1 protein-coding gene is annotated in these 887 nt (G+C 41.5%); it reads left to right on the top strand.

The features are described 5' to 3' along the window. Positions 1-887: IS110 family RNA-guided transposase (locus GPLA_RS21330; RefSeq protein ID WP_040515637.1), on the top strand; the 887-nt coding region annotated here is incomplete at both ends.

Raw genomic sequence — 887 nt, 5'->3', positions numbered from 1 at the left:
GGTGTCGATACGGGCAAGTTTCAATTAGATATTTATATCCGTCCTCTCGATATTTATTTCTCCGTTTCTAATGATGAAAAGGGTATCAAAGAAGCCATTAAAAAAATCCAACAGCATTCGCCTGGCCGTATCGTCGTTGAAGCAACTGGCCGATTAGAAATGCCGTTTATTATCGCCTGCGCAAACGCTAATTTACCCTTCGTTGTCGCCAACCCCATTCACATTAAACGCTTTGCTGGAGCAATAGGTCAGCGAGCTAAAACAGACAAACTAGATGCTCAATTGATTGCGCATTATGGTGAAGCTATTCAGCCTAAGTTATCTCAGTTAAAACCAGAAAAGATGCAAGCTATGAGTGATTTAGTCGCAAGGCGAAATCAACTATTGGTTATGCAAACGATGGAAAAAAACCGTCTACAAATTCTGCCAAAAGAACTCGCCATGACCATCAAACCTATTCTCACTGTCTTTAAAAACCAGATAACCAAAATTGAGAATAAAATCGTCGCGCTCATTGAATCCTGTCCTGATTATCAAGCGAAGAACTGCATCTTACAGAGCATGAAAGGCATTGGAAAAATAGCTTCAGCTTCCATCATCAGTAACTTGCCAGAGTTAGGATATATAACCAACAAACAAGCGTCTGCGTTAGTCGGTGTGGCGCCCATGAATCGAGAAAGTGGACGCTATAAAGGACTGCGGAAAATACAAGGAGGCAGACATCAAGTCAGAACCGTTTTGTACATGGCGATGATGTCTGCGATACAAAGTAATCCCGTATTTAAGGACACATATCAACGATTGGTTGCAGCAGGTAAACCTAAGAAAGTCGCCATTATTGCGTGCATCAGGAAGATGGTCGTTATCTTAAATTCAATGCTCAGAGA

Origin of the sequence: Paraglaciecola polaris LMG 21857 (assembly GCF_000315055.1) — a bacterium.
Taxonomy (GTDB): Bacteria; Pseudomonadota; Gammaproteobacteria; order Enterobacterales; family Alteromonadaceae; genus Paraglaciecola; species Paraglaciecola polaris.
Note: the sequence above shows the minus strand (reverse complement) of the source record. Positions and strands in the feature narration are given on the sequence as shown.